Origin of the sequence: Lactobacillus sp. M0393 (genome assembly GCF_016102025.1) — a bacterium.
GTDB classification, from domain to species: domain Bacteria; phylum Bacillota; class Bacilli; order Lactobacillales; family Lactobacillaceae; genus Lactobacillus; species Lactobacillus melliventris.
Map to the genome: position 1 here is coordinate 172,275 of NZ_JACFPK010000001.1, position 20,590 is coordinate 192,864.

A 20,590-nucleotide genomic window follows, 5' to 3' on the forward strand; every position below is an offset into this window, starting at 1 on the left:
AGCAGGATAAGCTATACGAAAGTATTAAATTATTAAAGCTATCTGAAATCAGGAACATGTTAAAAAGATACGGATATGCTATAATTAACAGTGAAATTAGTTTCCTGAAAGGTGGTTTTTATGAAAATCCTTGCATTATCTGGCTCAAATGCCAAAAATTCATTTAATGAGGCATTGCTTAAATTTATTTCTAAGCGTTTTGCCGACAGGTATGATTTTAAGCTGACAACAGTTAAAGGGTTGCCAATGTTTAAAGAAGGTGAAGATGCCCCAGAAGCAGTCCAAGCCTTGAGTAAAGAAATTGAAGATGCCGACTTGGTATTAATTGGTTCTCCTGAACAACAACACTCTGTTACCAGTGCTTTAAGTAGCGCGCTTGAGTGGTTATCTTGTGTAACTCACCCATTTAAGGGTAAGCCAGTTGCTATTGTTTCAACTTCACCAATGCCACAAGGTGCTTCTCGTTCACAAAGTCGTTTGAAGAGTCTGTTTTTAGCACCTGGCTTTGGCGCTAAGGTCTTCAATGGTGATGAATTCATGATGGGTGTTGCACCAACTCAATTTGATGATAATGGTGACTTGAAAGATGAAGAAACCGTTAAATTCTTAGATCACTTTTTCGATGAAGTTGATAGTTGGTACGCACAAGTAACTAAATAGGAGGGCTGAGAATGAAAATATTAGCAATTGTTGGTACAAATGCACCTTTTTCATATAATCGCTTTTTAGCACAATTTATTGCCAAGCATTATAGTGATAAAGCAGATATTGAAGTTAAAGAAGTCGACAAATTGACACCTTTCTGCAGAACAGAAATGGCTGATGATACTATCAAGGCTTGGATCGAAGACGTTAAGAGTGCTGATGGTATTGTAATTACTACTCCAGAATATGATCATACAATTCCTGCTGCTTTAAAGAGCAGTCTTGAATGGTTAGGTTCACACGCTGGCCCTAACGTTATGAAGATGAAACCCGTTGCTATTGCTGGTGCATCATATGGTTCACAAGGTACTGGCCGTGCCCAAGAAGATATGCGTGAAATTTTGCTTTCACCTGATATGAGTGCAAATGTTTTACCAGGCAATGAAGTTTTAATTGGTCAAGCTCCAGATAAATTTAACAAAGAAACTGGTGAATTGACTGATGAAGCAACCATCAAGCAATTAGATGGTATGATGGACAACTTCTTTAAGTTTGTTGAGCAAGCACATAAATAAACTTTTGCTAGATTAACTGGCAGAGAGTAAAATAACCGGATAGGGGGTATCCTATCCGGTTATTTTTTTGAAAGGAAGTTGGCATGAGTGAACCTGTCATTTTACCTGTAAAATCTGTTCGTAATCCGCGTGATTTGGGTGGCTATATTGGCTTTAACGGACATCAGATTAAGTTTCATCGCTTACTACGCACTGGTAACATAAGTAAAATAACGCCAGAAGATGAACAGTTTTTACTTAATTATGGTCTGACTAAAATTATTGATTTGCGCTCTCCGGCAGAATGCAAAGCTAATTCTGATAAAAGCATTCAGGGCGTTGCTCATTATGAATTCCCCTTATCGGCTGATGATAATACCGGTGGTAAGGGTTTGGATATGAGCAGGGAATTTGAGCAATACCGCAAGGATCAATATGCCGGCTTTTATATGATGTGTCAAAGATATCATGATCATATCAGTAATCAATTTTCTCAGAATAATATTCATCAAATTGTTAGTTTAATTGCTGCTACGACTGATGGTGCAGTTTTATATCATTGTTCAGAAGGTAAGGATAGAACGGGATTAGTCACAGTAATACTGCTTTATATTTTGGGCGTGGATTTAGAAACAATTCGCCAAGATTACCTTTATTCCAATATAATGCTCAACGATTACCGTAAAGTTCGCGATGAACAATTTAAAAAAGCTGGTGAAAATGATAAGTTTCGGGCTAACATGCGTATTTTGGGTTCAGTTGCCAACGCGTATTTTGATACCAGCTTGATTACCATCAATGAAGATTTTGGTGGGATTGATTCCTATATTAATAAGCAATTAGGAATTGACCAGCAAATGCAAGAGAAGATAAGAAAGAACTATTTGGAAAATTAGGGATAAAATAATGATTAAAAATTTGGCTATAGAACAAGAAGTAGGACAGCATCATGCCTTGGGTACAGCAATCACTTTACAGGTTTTTGGTGCTCGTGATAAAAGCGTGATTAATGATTCCTTTGCTTTGATCGACCATTATGAAGACTTATTGACAGTTAATCGTGATGAATCAGAAGTAATGGATGTTAATCATGCTGCAGGTAAGCACCCTGTTCAAGTTTCAAGCGGTACCTATGATTTGGTTAAATTGGCGGTAGAAAAAAGTCGGGAAAATTTTGGTTTCAATGCTCTGATAGGCCCGGTTGTAAAGTTATGGGCAATTGGTTTTAAAAACGCTCACGTTCCTACTGCTGAGCAAATTAAGGAAAGAATGGCACTGATTGATCCGTTTAAAGTTGACCTAAACGATGCTGATCAAACCATTTTTTTGCAAAAAGAGGGCATGGAATTAGATTTAGGCGGTATTGCTAAAGGCTGGATTGCTGACCGTATTAAAGATTACTGGCGGGCTTACGGAGTTCATGCCGGAATTATTAATCTGGGTGGTAACATTTTACTTGTTGGCGACTCACCTAAAAGGACTAGTGGTCAGTGGTCAGTAGGAGTACAGGATCCTAAAGAGCCTCGTGGCAATAATATTGCTTCGGTGATGGTACCGGAATGTTCTGCAGTTACCAGCGGAACTTACGAACGTTATTTAGAAGTTGACGGTCATAAGTATCACCATTTAATTGATCCGCGAACTGGTTATCCGGTTGAAACTGATTTGTCTGGCGTGACTACTTTTACCAAGTATTCAGTTGAAGCTGAAATCGAATGTAAGAGATTGTTTTTTGCAGGTAAGCCGGTTGCTGGTTGGCATGATGATCCTGACCGCATTGGCGCAGTTTTTGTTTATAACGATGAACACGTTGAGTATGATAACTTTCAAAAGTAATAAAAAAAAGTGCCTCTAAGGCACTTTTTTACTTTTAAATTTGTAAGTAAGTTTATTATTTGAACGAGAGAGCTTTGTGGCAAAATTCTGCTTGAATAGCACTCTTTGGTACCCAGGCAATTGCACCATGATCATAATTCATGTTCTTGCCACCAGTACCCGCTTTATCAAACTTGGAGTAATAGAGTGGATCATAAACCAAGAACTTGCCTTTTTTGTAGCCGGTGATAACTTTGCAGTGATTGCGCTTGTAGTCGCCAGCTTTTTGATATGAAGAAAAGCCATAGTATAAAACTGGCTTGCCAGCCTGAATATACATTTTAAGATCATCAACAGTTAGTTTTTTACTGGAAATATTAATAATCTTTTTGCCCTTTTTAAAAGTCCGGGCATATTTAGCTAGGGCACCGGGGCTAATTACGTAGCCAAAACCGACGCCAGTATAAACATTCCCTTTTTGTCCGCCTTTAACTGGTTGCATTGGTAAATTATTTTGAATTTTTGTAAGCAAACTAGTGGTAATTTTCTGTCCCTGAGAACCTAACAGCATCGCCATTGAGGCTCCTGCACAGCCCCACGGGGTTTTAACAGGAACATATTGACTGACATATGGCGTCTTCTCAATTGTTTTAGCCTGATTAGGAGTAGCTACAGCTTTTTTATTAATGTAGCCAATGGCCTTCATACCCTTTTTGTTAAGCCAATAGTATGTTTTGCCATTGTGGATAAATTTTTTATTGACATTAAATGTTTGGTGAAAATAATTCTTGGCTGCTTTCTTCTTGGTAAAATTATCAAGATAAATACCATAATTCTTTTTAACAATTGCTACTTTGAAAGTTTTGACTTTTTTGGCAGTGGCATTAGCAGGCTTTTTATTCTGGGTCGCGGCAGCCGGGACATTGGTTTCGGTCTTACCTGTTTCTTTGTCTGTCTTTTGGTTTTCTTGCGGCTTTTGTGTCTCAGACTCTTTATTTACTTGATTATGGTCCTGCTTTAATTGCTTATTTTGAGATTCCGTTTCTGCGCTAACTGTTTTGGTCAGATTGTTACTGAAAACAGGTGCTGCAAGAATAACAGCTGCAGAAATAGTTGCAATTTTCTTTAAGGTTAATTTACTTTTCAATTTATCCTCCTAATTTTTCTTATTCAAAATACCTTCATAACAAGTTTACTACAACAAATGGCAAATATATGCCAAAAAATTATGTGGATTTCTATTATTAGTAGAAGTGTATATAACATAATTACTCAAATTATTTTAGTTAAAGATCGAAGTAAATTTTTGCTAATTGATAAACAAAAACAGCGTCTAAACTAACAAGTTTAAACGCTGATGACTATTTTATTCAATTTAGGCAGCAGTTCTACTGATACTAAAGATACTGTTGAACAACCCGTTGGATAAGCCAGGTGTGTTATAAATGATGAAACGAATAAATGATGAATCTAAAGTTTGCTGGATAAACCACGGATTTTGCAAAGCATTAAGCATTGACAGGATAATGTAAACGAAGAAATAACTGGCAAAAAAAGATACGACAGCACCCAAAACACTATCTAGTAAATTGCCAAAGTTAGTCGCATGGGGATTTTTATTAGGTACCCAGCCTTTAAAAATCTTAACAACCATTTTGCCCAAAAAGACAATGATAAAGAATGCCAAAAAACGAAAGAGCATTAAGTTAGTTCCGGGAGTTAAAGTGGTTTGAATATTTTGCCCGGTGATCTGACTGTAAAGCCAATTGCCAACAGGATTTTGAAACAGAATAGCTGTAATGAAGACAATGGCAGCAAAAATCAAATTAATGATTAATCTGGTGAAGCCCGTTTGGAATCCTTTGTAGGTTTTTAGTGTCAAATAAGCCAGTACAATTAAAGTAACAATCATATTTATCTCCTTTGACGATATTATAGCTTAATTTATGCGTTTAGACTTTGACGACAGTCGAAAAATATTTCATAATTAAAGGGATGCATTGACTTTACATTAAGCCAATTTTAGCGTTAAATTTAAAGGGTGTGAAACAAGGTTTCACGGGTGAAAAATGAATCCTGAACAGTTCGTCCAAGAATTATCAAAACGTAATTTTAAATTAAATGAAAAACAAATCAACCAATTTAACCAATACTTTACCAGTCTGATTGAGACTAATAAAAAAGTTAATCTTACGCGGATAACAGAAAAAGATGAGGTCTATCTAAAGCATTTTTGGGATAGTATCACACCTCTTTTCACATTTGGTTCAGTATTAAAAGGGGCTGATACTTTATGTGATGTTGGTGCCGGTGCCGGTTTTCCTTCTATTCCTTTAAAGATTATGCTGCCTGAATTAAAGGTTACAATCGTCGATTCTTTGGGCAAACGGTTGAATTTTTTACAGGGCTTAATCACCCAGTTAAATTTAGAAAATGTTACCTTGGTTCATGGCCGTGCCGAAGACGTGGGGCAAAATAAACAGTATCGTGAACAATTTGATGTTGTGACTGCCCGTGCTGTTGCTAACATGGCCGTTTTAAGTGAGTATTGTTTGCCGTTAATTAAAGAAAGTGGCAATTTCATTGCTCTCAAGGGACCAAAAGCTGAAGACGAACTGAAATCAGCTCGGAAAGCCTTAAAAGTTTTAGGTGGTAAGGTCATTGCAGTTAAAGAATTACAATTACCTCGAAGTACCGAAGAGCGCACTTTGATTCTGATAGAAAAAGTGCAGGCTACGCCTAAGAAGTATCCGCGGCAGGCGGGAACACCGCACCGCAAACCAATTCATTAAACAGGGGGACTCAAAATGTCATTATTTTCTTCTTTACGTCATCATGAAGAAATACCTAAAAATAAACAAATTCAGGATATTGAGCTAAGTAAAATAAAACCCAATTCTTTTCAGCCGCGGCACCAGTTTTCTGAAGAATCAATTCATGAATTGGCATCAACCCTTGATAAAGATGGGTTACTGCAACCGATTGTTGTACGTGAAAAAGAGGGCAATTATGAAATTATTGCTGGTGAGCGCAGACTGCGAGCTGCAAAGCAGCTCGCTTGGACAAAAATACCGGCAATAGTTAATAACATGGATGATAGCCAGGCTGCATCATTAGCTTTAATTGAAAACCTGCAAAGGGAGGATTTAAATCCGATTGATGAAGCACAGGCTTATAGTAATCTTATGAAACTAAATAACCTGACTCAAACTACCTTGGCCCAAAATATTGGCAAGTCACAATCTTATGTTGCTAACAAGCTGCGCCTGTTAAAGTTAACACCGAAAGTACAAAGTTATTTGGCCAGTGGTGAAATTTCACCACGTCATGGTCGCTGCTTGGTGGGACTGAGTGAGAAAGATCAGGGCCGTGTCTTAGATGAAATACTTGCAAATAACCTGAATGTTAGCGACACCGAAAAAATCGTTAAAAATGTTGAGCAGTATTTTGCAGGCAAAAAAGTTAAGGATAAAGAAAAAGAGCAGGCAGAACAAACAAGACGAGCAGCCAATCGTATCCCTAAAGATTTAAAAGTACAAATTAATACAATCAAAAAGGCAATTAAACTTGCTCAACAGTCTGGCATCAAGGTTAAGTTCAAAGAAAATAATGATCCTGATGATTATATGATTACGATTGAATTGAAAAGAAAGTAGGAAGGCATGGAAAATATGGTGAGTGTAATTTCAGTTGCTAACCAAAAAGGTGGCGTCGGTAAAACGACAACAACTATAAATTTAGCGGCTTCGATTGCGGAACGCGGTTATCAAGTCTTAATTGTCGATATTGATCCGCAGGGTAATGCGACCTCTGGCCTGGGGATTGAAAAATCTGCTATTGATCAAGATATTTACAGCGTTTTGATTAATGATGTTCCCCTTAAAGATACGATTTTCCATACTTCAACTAAGCGGCTGGATTTAGTTCCGGCAACTATCAATTTGTCTGGAGCTGAAACAGAACTAATCAGTATGATGGCCAGAGAAACGCGCTTGAAGTCAGCTTTAGATTCAATTAGCGACAATTATGATTTTATTTTTATTGATTGTCCGCCTTCATTAGGACAATTATCTATCAATGCTTTTACGGCATCTGATTCAATTTTAATTCCCGTTCAAAGTGAGTACTATGCTATGGAGGGGCTTAGTCAGCTGCTTAATACTATCCGTTTAGTGCAAAAACACTTTAATAAAGATTTAGGTGTTGAGGGCGTTTTGCTGACCATGCTGGATGCGCGGACTAATTTAGGTGCAGAAGTAGTAAAAGAAGTACGTTCTTATTTTTCTGATAAGGTTTATAAAACTATTATTCCGAGAATTACTAAGCTAGCTGAAGCACCTAGTTATGGAGAAGCAATTACTGAATATGCTCCTAATTCACGTGGTGCTGAAGTTTATGATGATTTAGCTAAGGAGGTGTTAAAGAATCATGGTAAGAAACTCAAGAAATAAAGATACTAAAAAGCATGGTGGTCTAGGCCGGGGAATTGAGGCCCTGTTTGAAGACGAGCCGCAAATTGAAGATAATGAAGAAGAAATTCAGGATTTAAATTTAAGCGATATCAGACCTAATCCTTATCAACCACGTAAAAACTTTGATGACAAGTCTCTTAAAGAATTGGCTGATTCGATTAAAGAAAATGGTGTTTTTCAGCCAATTATTGTGCGTAAGTCGGTGAAAGGCTATGAAATTATTGCGGGTGAACGCAGATTTCGTGCTTCAAAACTAGCAAAAAAGACTACTATACCGGCCATTGTCCGTGACTTTAGCGAAAGCCAGATGATGGAAGTTGCCGTTTTAGAGAATCTGCAACGTGAGGACTTAACACCTCTTGAAGAAGCTCAGGCCTACGAAATGCTGCAAAAAAACTTAGGTTTGACCCAAGAAGAAGTTTCAAAAAGAATGGGTAAGTCCCGTCCATATATTGCTAATTACTTGCGTCTTTTGACACTTCCTAATAAAACTAAGCACTTGTTACAGCACGGTGAACTTTCAATGGGACAAGCCAGAACGCTTTTAGGTTTAAAGAATAAGGACAAAATTGATGAAGTAGCTAAGCAAGTGGTTAAGGAAGGGATGCCAGTACGCAAAGTTGAGGCACTGGTAGCCAATCTTAATTCTAAAAAGCCGCGCAAAAAGACAGTGCACAAATCGCCATTTATTCGTGCTACTGAACATCAATTAGCTGATAAGCTGGGTTCAACTGTCAATATTTCCGCAAGCAAAAAAGGTAGCGGCCATTTGTCGATTGGCTTCTCTTCAACAGAAGAGTTGAATAGAATACTCGATGTGCTGGGAGTCGACCTTGATGAATAAAGAAATTGCTTATGGTTTGGCAGATACGGTATTAATGAAAAAGCCACATGCTTGTAAAACTAATGACTGGGAAGTTCTGCGTTTAGGAGCTGATATCAGGTTAAAGTGCATGGGATGTGGCCATATCGTAATGATGCCGCGTTCAAAATTCGCGCATAATTTAAAAAAAGTTTTAACTAAGGCGAATGATCCGGTTAATATTAAAAATACGCTTTATGTGCCTAAAAAAGAAATAGCACGGCCGGATATTAATCAAGAAAATAACTGATTTTGTTAAAGAAAGAGGATAAAAATGTCATTAACTGCTGGGATTGTTGGATTGCCTAACGTGGGCAAGTCAACTTTGTTTAACGCAATTACTAAAGCGGGTGCGGAAATGGCCAACTACCCGTTTGCAACGATTGAGCCTAATGTCGGAATGGTTGAGGTTCCGGACAAGAGACTGGCTCGAATTCAGGAACTGATTCCGGCTAAGAAAATTGTTCACACTACTTTTGAGTTTACCGATATTGCTGGATTAGTTAAAGGCGCTTCAAAAGGTGAAGGTCTGGGTAATAAATTCTTGGAAAATATACGCCAAACTGATGCTATTATCCATGTTGTTAGGGCCTTTGAAGATGATAATATTACTTCTGTTACTGGTAAAGTAGATCCGGAAGAAGATATCAACACTATCAACTTGGAATTGGCAATTGCGGATCTTGACGCCGTCAACCGCCGTATTAATAAGGTAAAAAAGATTGCCCAGCAAAATGACAAAGAGGCTAAAGCAGAGTTCAATGTTTTGCAAAAAATTAAGCCGGTTTTAGAAGAAGGCAAGGCTGTCCGTTCAATCAGTTTTAATGACGATGAGCAAAAAATTGTCAAGGGCTTGTTCTTGCTGACTGATAAACCCGTTATCTATGTAGCGAACATCGCTGAAAGTTCAATGGCCGACCCAGAAAAAGACGAGTACTATCAAGTGGTTAAAAAACATGCAGAAAGTGAAAATGCGGAATGTTTAGGTATATCTGCTGCAACTGAAGAAGAAATTGCCGGCTTGGATGACGATGAAAAAGCTGAGTTCCTGGAAGCAGAGGGCGTAACTGAGTCAGGCCTTGACCGTTTAATCCGTGCAGCTTACCACATTTTAGGCTTGAGGACTTTCTTTACGGCTGGTGGTCCTGAAACACGAGCATGGACTTTTCATAAGGGAATGAAGGCTCCGCAAGTTGCAGGCGTTATTCACTCTGATTTTGAGCGGGGATTTATTCGTGCTGAAGTAGTTTCATTTACTGATCTTGATCAGTATGAAACCATGCAAAAGGTTAAAGAAGCGGGAAAGCTACGTCTTGAAGGTAAAGATTATGAAGTTCAAGATGGGGACATTATTGAATTTAGATTTAACGTTTAGGAAAAAATAATGGCAGAAAAGAAAACTGAAGAACAAGCTAAGATAGATACTAATAAGCAGGAAAAGTTAAAAGAAAAAGTAATTAATCAGAATAAGGATGATGAAGTCAAGCAAATGCAGCCTGCTGAATTGCGTAAGCAGCTCAGTAATAAGAACTCTGACTATGTTTTTCGTTTGCAAAAAGAACTGGAAACACAGGGTAAAATGAGTCATGAAGATGCCCAAAAGAGAGTAGATGAGCTTTTAAACGACTTGGTAATTGCACAACGTCATGGTCAACCAGCCAGCACGTATTATAATATGTCGCCTAAACTTAAGGCTGCTGACATGTTAAAGCCCAAAAAGAAAAAGGCTTCAGATATTCCATTTTGGCAATACGCTACGGATAATGCCTTGTTTTATGTTGCTATTTTCTTTGGTCTTTTTGGCTTAATTGGCTTGTTCCAAAAGAATGACAAATATAATTCACAGATGGGTGTATTAACATTATTGATTGTTGGTGCTTCACTAGGTGTTTTCATGACCAAATATAATGACTGGGTTTTACCTAATGGCAGTAAAAATCGTAAAATTCCGTGGTCAAAATTAATCTGGGGTTTTGTTTTACTGATGGGAATGCTCTTTATCTGCTTTGGCGTATTAGGCCTTCCTGCATTACAAGTGATCAACCCGGCTTTGCCAGGAGTATATAACTTAATTATTGCAGCGGTAGCGTATGGCATTCGCTGGTTGTTCCGCCGGCATTATGAAATTATTGGTTCGGCCTTTTCACCAGCTGATAAGAGCAAATAGGTGCTTTTTGTCAAGAAAAGCGCTATACTTAGATAACTATATGTTTTAAAGGATAAATAGATTTATTATGAATCTATTTATCCTTTTTAAACTGAAAACACGTAAAAAAGAAAGCATTAATAAATTAGAAAGAGGTATTTAATGATTAACACGCTGCGTAAGTCAATCAGGCAGTATAAAAAGCTGTCGTTGCTGTCGCCATTATTTGTTACTGGTGAAGTTATCATTGAGATGTTAATACCGTATTTAGTTGGTATATTAATAGACAATGGCATTATGAAGGGAAATATGTCATATATCACTAAGACTGGTATTATTTTACTTGTGCTAACAGTTGTTTCACTTGTTTTAGGTTCCGGTGCCAGTTATGCCTCTGCTCACGCTGCTTCTGGTTTTGCGGCTAACCTGCGTAAAGATATGTTCTATCATGTGCAAGATTATTCTTTTGAAAATATTGACAGGTTTTCCAGCGCGAGTCTAGTTACGAGAATGACTACTGATGTTAATAACATTCAGATGTCTTATCAAATGCTGATTAGAATAGCAGTCCGGGCACCAATGATGTTGTTAGTTTCAATTATTATGTCAATAATAGTTAGTCCACAATTGTCACTTGTTTTTGTCGTGATTGCACCGGTTTTCGTAATCCTTTTAGGCTTAGTGATTAAAAGTGCCAGCAAGTATTTTCCTAAAATCTTCCGCGGTTATGACCGCATGAACCAGGTTGTCCGGGAAAATGTTCGTGGTATTCGCGAAGTCAAAACCTATGTGCAAGAAGAAACGCAAACTGTTAAGTTTAAAAAATCGGCTGGTTTTATTTATAGACTTTTTGCTACAGCTCAGAAGATCATGTCACTTAACTCAATGATTGTCATGGCTGTTTTGAATATTTCTAATTTAGCTATTTGCTGGTTTGGTGCTAAGGAAATAGTGGGTGGCAGTTTACAGACTGGTCAATTAATTTCAATGTTCTCATATTCCAACTCTGTCTTGGGTAGCTTGAACATGCTAGCTATGATCATTACTCAGCTGGTAGTTTCAGGAGCTAGTGGTCACAGGGTTGCTGCGGTTATTAATGAAAAGCCTTCAATTGAAAATCCACGTAAACCGTTAAAGCATGTGAATAATGGAGAAGTGATTTTTGATCATGTCAACTTTAAGTATGACCCAGATGATAAGGAACTGGCTTTAAGTGATATTAACTTAAATATCAGGCCGGGTGAAACAATAGGAATAATTGGTCGTACGGGGTCATCAAAATCTACATTAGTTTCTATGATTCCGCGGCTTTATGATACTGATTCCGGAGCGGTGCGTGTATCAGGACATAACGTTAAGTCCTATGATTTAAAGACATTGCGTGATAATGTTGCCATGGTTTTACAAAATAATGTCCTGTTTTCAGGCACTATAAAGGAAAACCTCAAATGGGGCAATGAAAATGCAACAGATGAAGAAATTATCGCTGCCTCAAAAATTGCTCACGCTGATGACTTTATTCGTGAAATGCCAGATCAATATGACACTATGGTTGAGCAGGGCGGTAATAATGTTTCTGGTGGGCAAAAGCAAAGGATCACTATTGCAAGGGCATTGCTCAAAAAGCCGAAAATCTTGATACTTGATGATTCTACTTCAGCAGTAGATACACAGACTGAGCGTCAAATTCGGGAAGCCTTGGCAAAAGATATGCCCGATACTACCAAAATTATTATTTCTCAAAGAATTGTGTCAATTAAAGATGCAGACAGGATAATTGTAATGGATGAAGGCAAGATTCAGGATATCGGGACACATGAAGAGCTATTGCAGCGTAATAATTTATACAGCTCAATTGCTAAGTTTCAAGAAGAACAGAAGAAGTAGGTGATTAATTTGGATAAAGCAGTAGAAAATAAAAATAGCCAAAATACTGGTAAACGTTCCACAATTTTATGGCGTCTGCTTAAATTAGTTGCCAGTACAAGTCCTTGGATGCTGATTGCTTCAACAATTGCAATAATTTTAACAGCTGCAGCAAACGTTTTAGGTTCACTATTTATTGAACGTTTGATTAATGTTTACATTATTCCCTTAACTAAAGAAGCGCAGCCAAATTTTGGTCCGCTTTTACATGCAATTGCAGTTATGTTTGGTTGCTATGCTATCGGATTTATTTCTAATTATCTTTTTGCTGTGTTGATGGCAGTTTTGGCCCAGAAAGTACAATATAGAGTACGGCTTGAAATGTTTGAGCACATGGAAATGTTGCCAATTTCCTATTTTGACGAAAATGATTATGGCGACATCATGAGTTGCTATACTAATGATATTGATACCTTGCAACAAATGATTTCACAATCAATTCCACAGTTTATAAACTCTGCGTTGAACCTCATTTTTGTTTTGGGTGCCATGCTGGCTTTAAGTTGGCAATTAACTATCTTTACCTTGATTGTTTTTGCACTCTCAATTATAATCGTCCGTTTTTTAACCGTTCGCTCCGCTCATTATTTTCAATTGCAACAAAAAGAATTGGGTCAAGTTAATGGTTACAATGAAGAAATGCTTAATGGTCTTAAAGTAATAAAGGTCTTTAGCCATGAACCTGAAGTTGAAGAAGACTTTGATGCTTATAATGAATCTTTAAAAGTAGCCTCTGGTAAAGCTCATACGTATGCCACAATTTTGTTCCCTATTATGGGTAACATGGGCAATTTGCTATACGTCTTAATTGCTATTTTAGGTGGAGCAGTTGCTATTAACCGTATTGCCCCACTTTCATTAGGTGTCATTGGTGCTTTCTTGCAATTATCTAAGCAATTTGCAATGCCAATAGCCCAGATTTCACAACAATTAAATTCTATTGTAATGGCTTTAGCGGGCGCAGAAAGAATCTTTAAGTTAGAGGATCAACCCGTTGAAATTGATGATGGTGATGTCACTATTACCAAGGATGAAAATGTTAAGGGTGCCTGGCATTGGAACGTACCACAAAAAGATGGCTCTGTTAAGAAAGTCACAGTTAAAGGACATATCGTCTTTGATCATGTTAATTTTGGCTATACGCCGAATAAACAAATTTTGTACGACATTTCTATTGACGCTAAGCCAGGTATGAAAGTAGCCTTAGTTGGTGAAACCGGTGCTGGTAAAACGACGATTTCTAATATGATTAATCGTTTTTACGAAATTAATTCTGGTACGATTACTTATGATGGTATTCCCATTAGTAGAATTAAGAAGGATGATTTGCGTCAGTCTCTGTCAATTGTTTTACAAGACACGCATATGTTTACCGGTACGGTGATGGACAATATTCGTTTTGGCAATACCGATGCAAGTGATGATGATGTATATCAGGCAGCACACTTATCTCATGCTGATGAATTTATTCATCATTTGGATGAAGGTTATAAAACAATCATTGATGGCAATGGCGGAGACTTGTCTCAAGGACAAATGCAGCTGCTCAGTATTGCACGAGCAATGATAGCAGATGAACCTGTGATGATTTTGGATGAAGCCACTTCAAGCATTGATACCCAAACGGAAAAACTGGTACAAGCTGGTATGGATAACTTGCTTGCAGGTCGCACTAGCTTTGTCATAGCTCACCGCCTGTCTACGATTGTTAACTCGGATTTAATTCTGGTGCTTGATCATGGCCATATTATTGAAGCCGGCAATCACGAACAACTTCTAAAGAAGAAGGGTTATTACTACGAGTTATATACTGGTAAAAAAGAAATAGAATAGATGTACTTAAAATATTCCTGGTCCTATAGACTGGGAATTTTTTTGTCTTGAATAATAGTGTAAGCAATAATTACTTTTTAATCATTAGTTTGTGTTATGGTAAAATAAATGAATTTTATTAGGTTTAACACTATTAATATAATTTGGTAATAATTCAAATTTTAAAAAAGTAATAAAGGAATTAAGCGATGAATCAAATTATCCAGATTTTAAGCCAGCGCAAAGGCGATTTAGGAGTTGCTTTATTGCAGCATCTGCAAATATCGTTAGTTTCGTTGCTGATTGCAATGGTGATTGCCATGCCTTTGGCCTTTTGGACAGTAAAACACACTAAAATAGCAGAGGTATTATTGCAAGTTGCCAGCATTTTACAGACCATTCCGTCACTAGCACTTCTAGGTTTATTAATTCCACTCGTTGGGATTGGAACAGTGCCTGCTGTGATTGCTTTAGTGGTATATGCACTATTACCGATTTTTCAGAACACATACTTGGGATTAACTGAAATTGATCCAGCACTAGAAGAAGCTGCTGACGCATTTGGCATGTCACGCATGCAAAAATTACTTAAGGTGGAATTACCTTTAGCTATGCCGACAATCATTTCGGGTATTAGAACGGCCTTAGTTTTAATTATCGGTACTGCCACCATGGCAGCTTTAATTGGTGCTGGTGGCCTGGGCAGTTTTATTTTATTGGGAATTGACCGCAACAATACCGGACTAATTGTAATTGGCGCTGTTTGTTCTGGCGTTTTGGCGATTACTTTAAGCGCGCTCATTAAGTGGCTGGAACATGCCTCAGTTAAAACAGCTTTGGGAATATTAGGAGTTAGTGTCATCTTCTTAGCAGGAAGTGGAATTTATCAAGCTGTTGCCAGTCAGAAAGAAACAGTTACAATTGCCGGTAAGTTAGGTTCTGAACCAGAAATTTTGATTAACATGTATAAAGAGTTAATTGAACAAGACGATCCACACGTTCAAGTGACCTTGAAACCTAATTTTGGTAAAACTACCTTTTTATATACTGCTTTGAAAAACAATAAAATAGATATTTATCCAGAATTTACGGGAACTGTTTTGGAAACCTTTGCGAAGTCTCCGGTTAAAACGGCTGGTTTGTCTGAAAAAGAAACCTATGAAAAAGCAAAAGAATTAATGAATAAACAGGATAAGCTTACTTTGCTTAAGCCTATGGCGTACGATAATACTTATGCCCTAGCAGTTAAAACTTCATTTAAAAAGAAAAATCGTTTAAGAAAAATCAGTGATTTGGCTAATATTACCAATCAGCTAAAAGGAGGAATGACATTAGAATTTATTGATCGTGGTGATGGGTTCAAGGGTATTAAGAAATTATACAAGATTGATTTCCCTGTTAAGTCAATGGAACCGGCTTTGCGTTACCAGGCAATTAATCAGAATAAAGTTAACATCGTTGATGCCTATTCAACTGATAGTGAATTGCGCCAATATCATTTGACTATTTTAAAAGATGATAAGCATAATTTTCCTATTTATCAGGGCGCTCCCTTGATGACCAATGATTTTGCCCGCAAGCATCCGCAAATTGTCCGCAGCTTGAATAAGCTGGCTGGCAGGATTTCCGAAAAGCAGATGCAGGAAATGAACTATGAAGTTAATGTTAAAAATATGGATCCTGGACAAGTCGCACGTCACTTTTTATTAAAACAGCATTTGCTTAAGGAGAAGTAAGATGACTTCAGCAATTAAGTTTGAGCATGTAAATAAAACCTTTGCTAAAAAAGTAGTAGTTAACGATCTTAATTTGGATATTCAGCAAGGCGAACTTTTCGTTTTGGTAGGAAACTCAGGCAGTGGAAAAACTACCTCGATTAAAATGATTAACCGTTTGGCAGATCCTAGTGCTGGACAGATTTTAGTCAATGAGCGGCCTACGACTGATTATAACGTTCAGAAATTGCGCTGGAAAATTGGTTATGTTTTACAACAAATTGCTCTTTTTCCTAACATGACTGTCGCTAAAAATATTACTTTGATTCCGGAAATTCAAGGTGCTAAAGCTGATCTTACGGAAATGGCGGCAAATTTATTGGAAAAAGTGGGACTAAATCCCCAAGAGTATGCTCACCGTTATCCTCATGAACTGTCTGGTGGTGAACAACAAAGAATTGGCATTTTACGCGCGATTGCGTCAAAGCCTCCGATTGTTTTAATGGATGAACCCTTTAGCGCCCTGGATCCACTTTCCCGCGCAAATTTACAAGAACTAGTTATTAATTTGCACAAGCAACTGCATAATACAATTTTATTTGTGACGCATGATATGAATGAAGCCCTGCACTTAGCTGACAGGATTGGCGTTATGAAGGATGGCAAATTATTACAGGTCGATCAGCCACAAGAAATCTTACGCCATCCGGCAAACAATTTTGTCAGGGACTTTTTTAAAGGCAGCTTAGGGAACAATTTATATGAAACACCATTAAAGCAAGCAGCCTTATTTAATGAATTTAAGCAAACTAGTTCTAATTCGCTGGCAGCAATGCCTGTAATTAATATTAATGAAAAAATTGCTGCATTACTGCTACTTTTGAGCCGTCAAAATGAGGTTGCCGTACAAAATAATAATGGAAAATATTTAGGCTTCATTGATCGCCAGTGGCTGATTAAATATTTGAACAATATTAATAGTTTAAAATAGGAAATGAGCTGGGAACTGTCCAGCTTTTTTAATAAAACGATAAAATTATGCTTGAATATTAGTAGTTTATTACAAAATTGACTAAAATATTAGACATAGATTCTGCTAAACTATATTTAGTGGAATAATGAAATAAACCGAAAATAATCAATAGATAAAAGAAGGGAAATTAGCCCTATGAAAATTTTAGTTGTTGACGATGATAAAGAAATCGTCGAGCTGTTAAGTATTTATCTTAAAAATGAAGGTTACACTCCAGTTGTTGCCTATAGCGGCAAAGAAGCAATTACCAAATTAACTACGACGCCAGATATTGCATTAATGATCTTGGATATCATGATGCCTAATATGAGCGGAATTGATGTTATCAAGGAAGTGCGCAAAGATTCTGATATCCCAATTATTATCGTATCAGCCAAAACTGGTGATATGGATAAAATTCAAGGTTTGATTACTGGAGCGGATGACTATGTTTCTAAGCCGTTTAATCCTTTGGAAGTAATGGCACGAGTTCGTTCACTTTTGCGTCGTAGTCAAAAGCAGGTTAAGGATGATGAACCAGATATTTTAGAAGTGGGACCACTGATTATTAACCGTGATTCACATGAAGTTAAGACAATTGATGGTAAAGACATTCAGTTGACTGCCTTAGAATTTGGCATTTTATACTTGCTTGCCAGTCACCCTAACCGGGTATTTTCAGCGGATGAGATTTTTGAACGGGTTTGGCAGCAGGAATCGATAGTTTCTGCTAAAACCGTTATGGTGCATGTTTCACACCTGCGTGACAAAATTCAATCGGCAACGGGTGGTGAAGATGTTATTCAGACCGTCTGGGGAGTAGGCTATAAAGTTGAGGCTTAACTAGATGAAAAAGGAAAGGGTCAAGCTGACAGCTGCGGAAAAGAGTGAGCTGTTTGCTGAAGGCGTTATAACGGTAGTTCTAGAGCTACTATTGAACCTGTCAGTGATTATTTTAATCAACTTGACAATTTTACAAGATAAAAACCTGGTTAACGGGATATATTTTTTAAAAAAGACCATTACTTTTGCTGGCGGGCGCCACTTATGGTCCTGGCAGAATACCTTTATTATTTTCATGGGTATTGGTGATTTAATCGTTCTGTACTGGCGCTTAATTCGGCGCTATCATCAAATGCAGTTAAGACATGTTATTTCTGAACTGCATTATATTGCTAAGGGCCATTTTGACCATACAATTTCTTTTAAAGTCAAAACTGATTTGCAAAAAGTAATTGATTCAATTAATTCGTTAGTAGATAGTACAGTAAATGCGATTAATGAAGAAAAAGCGATTGAAAAGTCAAAGGACGAACTGATTAGCAATGTTTCTCATGATATCAGAACGCCCTTAACTTCTATCATCGGCTATTTGGGTTTACTGAAATCAGGGGTGTCAAATCCAGCAGATCAACAAAGATACCTTAATATTGCATATATGAAGGCTGAACAGATGAAATCGCTGGCTCATGATTTGCTTGAGTATACCACGTTAAAATCAACTAGTACCAAATTAAATTTGTCTTCTTTACATATTTTTTCTATGTTAGAGCAAGTTGCCGCGGGCTTTGAATTCGAAGGTCAGGAAAAAGGGATAGTATTTAATATAGAAGCAAGACCTAAAAATTTAACTATTCAAGCTGATGCGGAAAAGTTGGTACGTGTTTATAATAATCTCATCACTAATGCGCTAAAGTACGGTACAGGTGCAACACAAATTAACTTAATTGCTAATTTAGTTAATAACAATGAAGTTGAGTTACGGGTAGAAAACAATGGTGCTCAAATTCCCGAAGATTCGTTGAAAAAAATATTTGAACGTTTTTACAGAGTCGAAGGCTCCCGTAATACCCAAACGGGTGGCACCGGGCTAGGTCTATCAATTACCAAAAGTATTGTTGATCTTCATCAGGGCAAAATCCGCTGTGAATCTGACAAAGATTGGACCCGTTTCATTATTTGCCTGCCTTTAAACTTAAAGAGTGAAAAAACTCCAGCATAGCTGTGGTATAATTTTGACTGAGATAATAAATAGAGGAGTATAGCATGAGTATTTCTTTAAATACCTGTATTTTAATTTTAAAAGAACACCATCTGCTTAAATCGAGTGCTGTCCAAGATACTATATCTTCTAAGATGGAATATGTGTCGTATGACTCGCGTGACGTTCATACCAATACATTATTCTTCTGTAAAGGTGCTGGTTTTCGTCCCACTTATTTGTCAATGGCAAAGGCGAATGGTGCTAATTGTTATGTAGCAGAGCAACCCTATCCGGAAGGTAAGGGAATGCATGCACTGATTGTGCGCAATGTTTCCAAAGCGATGGCGTTATTGTCTGCGGCATTTTTCCGTTTCCCGCAAGACGATTTATATTTAATAGCTATTACTGGTACTAAAGGCAAGACTACAACGGCCTACTTTTTAAAAGGGATGTTAGATCAGGTAAACGGTGGTAAAACGGCGTTAATTTCATCAGTCAACACAGTTGTGGGACCTAAAAAAGATGATACTTTTAAGTCAAGCTTGACTACGCCTGAATCACTTGATTTGTTCCGTGATATGCGAATAGCTGTAGACAACGGAATGACGCATATGGTTATGGAAGTTTCCAGCCAGGCTTATAAGAAAAACAGGGTATTTGGTCTGACCTATGACCTGGGCTTTTTCTTAAATATTACACCTGATCATATTGGACCCAATGAGCATCCCAATTTCGCTGATTATTTACATTGTAAGTTGCAGCTGCTGGTTAATGCCCGTAAATGTATTATTAACGCTCAGACTGATCATTTTCCTGAAGTTTATGCTGCGGCCATGACTACTACTGATCCAGACAGTATTTACTTATTTGCTGACGAAAAATTTACTAATCCGGATCTGAAGCAGACCATCGATTTTCGTTTTTCGACCCAAGAGCTTGATATGTCACGTACCCGGTTCCAGGTGTTATGTGTTAGCGACAAAGCCAAGCAGCTTAAAATAGCTGGCGATTACCAGTTAAAGATGTTAGGTGATTTTAACGAATCTAACGGTACCGCAGCAGTAATTGGTGCAGGACTGGCCGGGATGAATTATGACGATGCTGCTAAAGGTATTAGTCAAGTTACCGTCCCTGGAAGAATGCAAACAGAAGTTACCAAGAAGCACGGAGTAGTGGTTGTGGACTTCGCACATAATGAAGCTTCAATGATGGCTCTTATGGGCTTTATGCAACGCGAATTTAATAATCCCAAAATTATTGTCGTTGTGGGGGCACCTGGTGACAAAGGAGTTTCTCGTCGTCCCGGTTTTAGTAACAGTCTAAATGCCTACGCTAATAAAGCCTTTCTGACAACAGATGATCCTGGCTTTGAAGATCCCATGGATATAGCACAGGAAATTGATGCCGGCATTGATCATTCTAAAGTTGATGTCACAATAGAACTAGACCGTAAGAAGGCTATCCATGATGCAATCGGTATGTCCAAGCAGGGTGATGTTGTTCTGATCTGTGGTAAAGGTGAAGATAGTTATCAAAAGATCCGGGGAGTAGATACTCCTTATCCGTCTGATATTACAGTTGCACAACAGGTAATTGATGAACTTGAAGGACAAAAAGAACATTTTAACGGTTAGAAAAGCAGGTATT

At 37.6% G+C, this 20,590-nt stretch carries 20 protein-coding genes; 18 read left to right on the forward strand and 2 right to left on the reverse strand.

The window, feature by feature from the left end:
* The first annotated feature begins 120 nt into the window (after nt 1-120).
* The 4 genes from H3R29_RS00870 to H3R29_RS00885 all read left to right on the forward strand — a co-directional run bounded on the left by H3R29_RS00870 (nt 121) and on the right by H3R29_RS00885 (nt 3,035).
* Entirely contained in the window at nt 121-660 is a 540-nt protein-coding gene (locus tag H3R29_RS00870; RefSeq protein WP_046324229.1) for an NADPH-dependent FMN reductase, read from the forward strand.
* Nucleotides 661-671: 11 nt separating this feature from the next.
* Nucleotides 672-1,220, forward strand: coding sequence for an NADPH-dependent FMN reductase (locus tag H3R29_RS00875; protein ID WP_046324230.1), 549 nt, complete (start codon nt 672-674; stop codon nt 1,218-1,220).
* Nucleotides 1,221-1,303: 83 nt separating this feature from the next.
* Complete coding sequence (locus H3R29_RS00880; RefSeq protein WP_187156834.1) at nt 1,304-2,095, forward strand: tyrosine-protein phosphatase; 792 nt, start codon at nt 1,304-1,306, stop codon at nt 2,093-2,095.
* A gap of 10 nt (nt 2,096-2,105) precedes the next feature.
* Nucleotides 2,106-3,035: an FAD:protein FMN transferase gene (locus tag H3R29_RS00885; protein WP_198202301.1), complete on the forward strand. Its 930-nt coding sequence runs from the start codon at nt 2,106-2,108 to the stop codon at nt 3,033-3,035.
* 55 nt (nt 3,036-3,090) lie between these two features.
* On the opposite strand, the gene H3R29_RS09210 is transcribed toward H3R29_RS00885, so the two are convergent.
* Nucleotides 3,091-4,161, reverse strand: a complete 1,071-nt coding sequence (locus H3R29_RS09210; RefSeq protein ID WP_366125390.1) for a C39 family peptidase — start codon at nt 4,159-4,161, stop codon at nt 3,091-3,093.
* 228 nt (nt 4,162-4,389) lie between these two features.
* Complete coding sequence (locus tag H3R29_RS00895) at nt 4,390-4,926, reverse strand: CvpA family protein (protein WP_046324233.1); 537 nt, start codon at nt 4,924-4,926, stop codon at nt 4,390-4,392.
* A 157-nt stretch (nt 4,927-5,083) separates the two neighbouring features.
* Here H3R29_RS00895 and rsmG point away from each other — a divergent pair, with 157 nt between their 5' ends.
* The 14 genes from rsmG to H3R29_RS00965 all read left to right on the forward strand — a co-directional run bounded on the left by rsmG (nt 5,084) and on the right by H3R29_RS00965 (nt 20,577).
* Nucleotides 5,084-5,806: a 16S rRNA (guanine(527)-N(7))-methyltransferase RsmG gene (gene rsmG, locus H3R29_RS00900; protein WP_198202302.1), complete on the forward strand. Its 723-nt coding sequence runs from the start codon at nt 5,084-5,086 to the stop codon at nt 5,804-5,806.
* A 15-nt stretch (nt 5,807-5,821) separates the two neighbouring features.
* Nucleotides 5,822-6,670, forward strand: a complete 849-nt coding sequence (gene noc / locus H3R29_RS00905; RefSeq protein WP_198202303.1) for a nucleoid occlusion protein — start codon at nt 5,822-5,824, stop codon at nt 6,668-6,670.
* Nucleotides 6,671-6,685: 15 nt separating this feature from the next.
* Nucleotides 6,686-7,465: a ParA family protein gene (locus H3R29_RS00910; RefSeq protein ID WP_110445546.1), complete on the forward strand. Its 780-nt coding sequence runs from the start codon at nt 6,686-6,688 to the stop codon at nt 7,463-7,465.
* On the forward strand, nt 7,443-8,330 hold the full coding sequence (locus H3R29_RS00915) for a ParB/RepB/Spo0J family partition protein (protein ID WP_122037229.1): 888 nt from the start codon (nt 7,443-7,445) through the stop codon (nt 8,328-8,330). The genes H3R29_RS00910 and H3R29_RS00915 overlap by 23 nt, the downstream gene beginning before the upstream one ends.
* A complete protein-coding gene (locus H3R29_RS00920) occupies nt 8,323-8,598 on the forward strand; it encodes a DUF951 domain-containing protein (protein ID WP_046324238.1) in 276 nt (91 codons plus the stop codon). The genes H3R29_RS00915 and H3R29_RS00920 overlap by 8 nt, the downstream gene beginning before the upstream one ends.
* Before the next feature lie 24 nt (nt 8,599-8,622).
* Nucleotides 8,623-9,723 (forward strand): redox-regulated ATPase YchF, encoded by a 1,101-nt coding sequence (gene ychF, locus H3R29_RS00925; RefSeq protein WP_046324239.1) that lies wholly within the window; start codon nt 8,623-8,625, stop codon nt 9,721-9,723.
* Between the two features lie 9 nt (nt 9,724-9,732).
* Nucleotides 9,733-10,515 (forward strand): DUF1129 family protein, encoded by a 783-nt coding sequence (locus H3R29_RS00930; RefSeq protein ID WP_110445548.1) that lies wholly within the window; start codon nt 9,733-9,735, stop codon nt 10,513-10,515.
* A gap of 141 nt (nt 10,516-10,656) precedes the next feature.
* Nucleotides 10,657-12,381, forward strand: a complete 1,725-nt coding sequence (locus H3R29_RS00935; protein WP_198202304.1) for an ABC transporter ATP-binding protein — start codon at nt 10,657-10,659, stop codon at nt 12,379-12,381.
* A gap of 9 nt (nt 12,382-12,390) precedes the next feature.
* Nucleotides 12,391-14,253 carry an ABC transporter ATP-binding protein gene (locus H3R29_RS00940; RefSeq protein WP_198202305.1) on the forward strand — a complete coding sequence of 621 codons (1,863 nt, stop codon included), beginning with the start codon at nt 12,391-12,393 and terminating at the stop codon, nt 14,251-14,253.
* Nucleotides 14,254-14,441: 188 nt separating this feature from the next.
* Complete coding sequence (locus H3R29_RS00945; protein WP_198202306.1) at nt 14,442-15,968, forward strand: ABC transporter permease/substrate-binding protein; 1,527 nt, start codon at nt 14,442-14,444, stop codon at nt 15,966-15,968.
* 1 nt (nt 15,969) lies between these two features.
* Complete coding sequence (locus H3R29_RS00950) at nt 15,970-16,938, forward strand: ABC transporter ATP-binding protein (RefSeq protein ID WP_046324243.1); 969 nt, start codon at nt 15,970-15,972, stop codon at nt 16,936-16,938.
* Nucleotides 16,939-17,115: 177 nt separating this feature from the next.
* Nucleotides 17,116-17,802: a response regulator transcription factor gene (locus H3R29_RS00955; protein ID WP_046324244.1), complete on the forward strand. Its 687-nt coding sequence runs from the start codon at nt 17,116-17,118 to the stop codon at nt 17,800-17,802.
* Nucleotides 17,803-17,806: 4 nt separating this feature from the next.
* Nucleotides 17,807-18,961, forward strand: coding sequence for a cell wall metabolism sensor histidine kinase WalK (locus H3R29_RS00960; protein WP_046324245.1), 1,155 nt, complete (start codon nt 17,807-17,809; stop codon nt 18,959-18,961).
* Between the two features lie 44 nt (nt 18,962-19,005).
* Nucleotides 19,006-20,577, forward strand: coding sequence for a UDP-N-acetylmuramoyl-L-alanyl-D-glutamate--2,6-diaminopimelate ligase (locus H3R29_RS00965; protein ID WP_198202307.1), 1,572 nt, complete (start codon nt 19,006-19,008; stop codon nt 20,575-20,577).
* Nucleotides 20,578-20,590 lie beyond the last annotated feature (13 nt).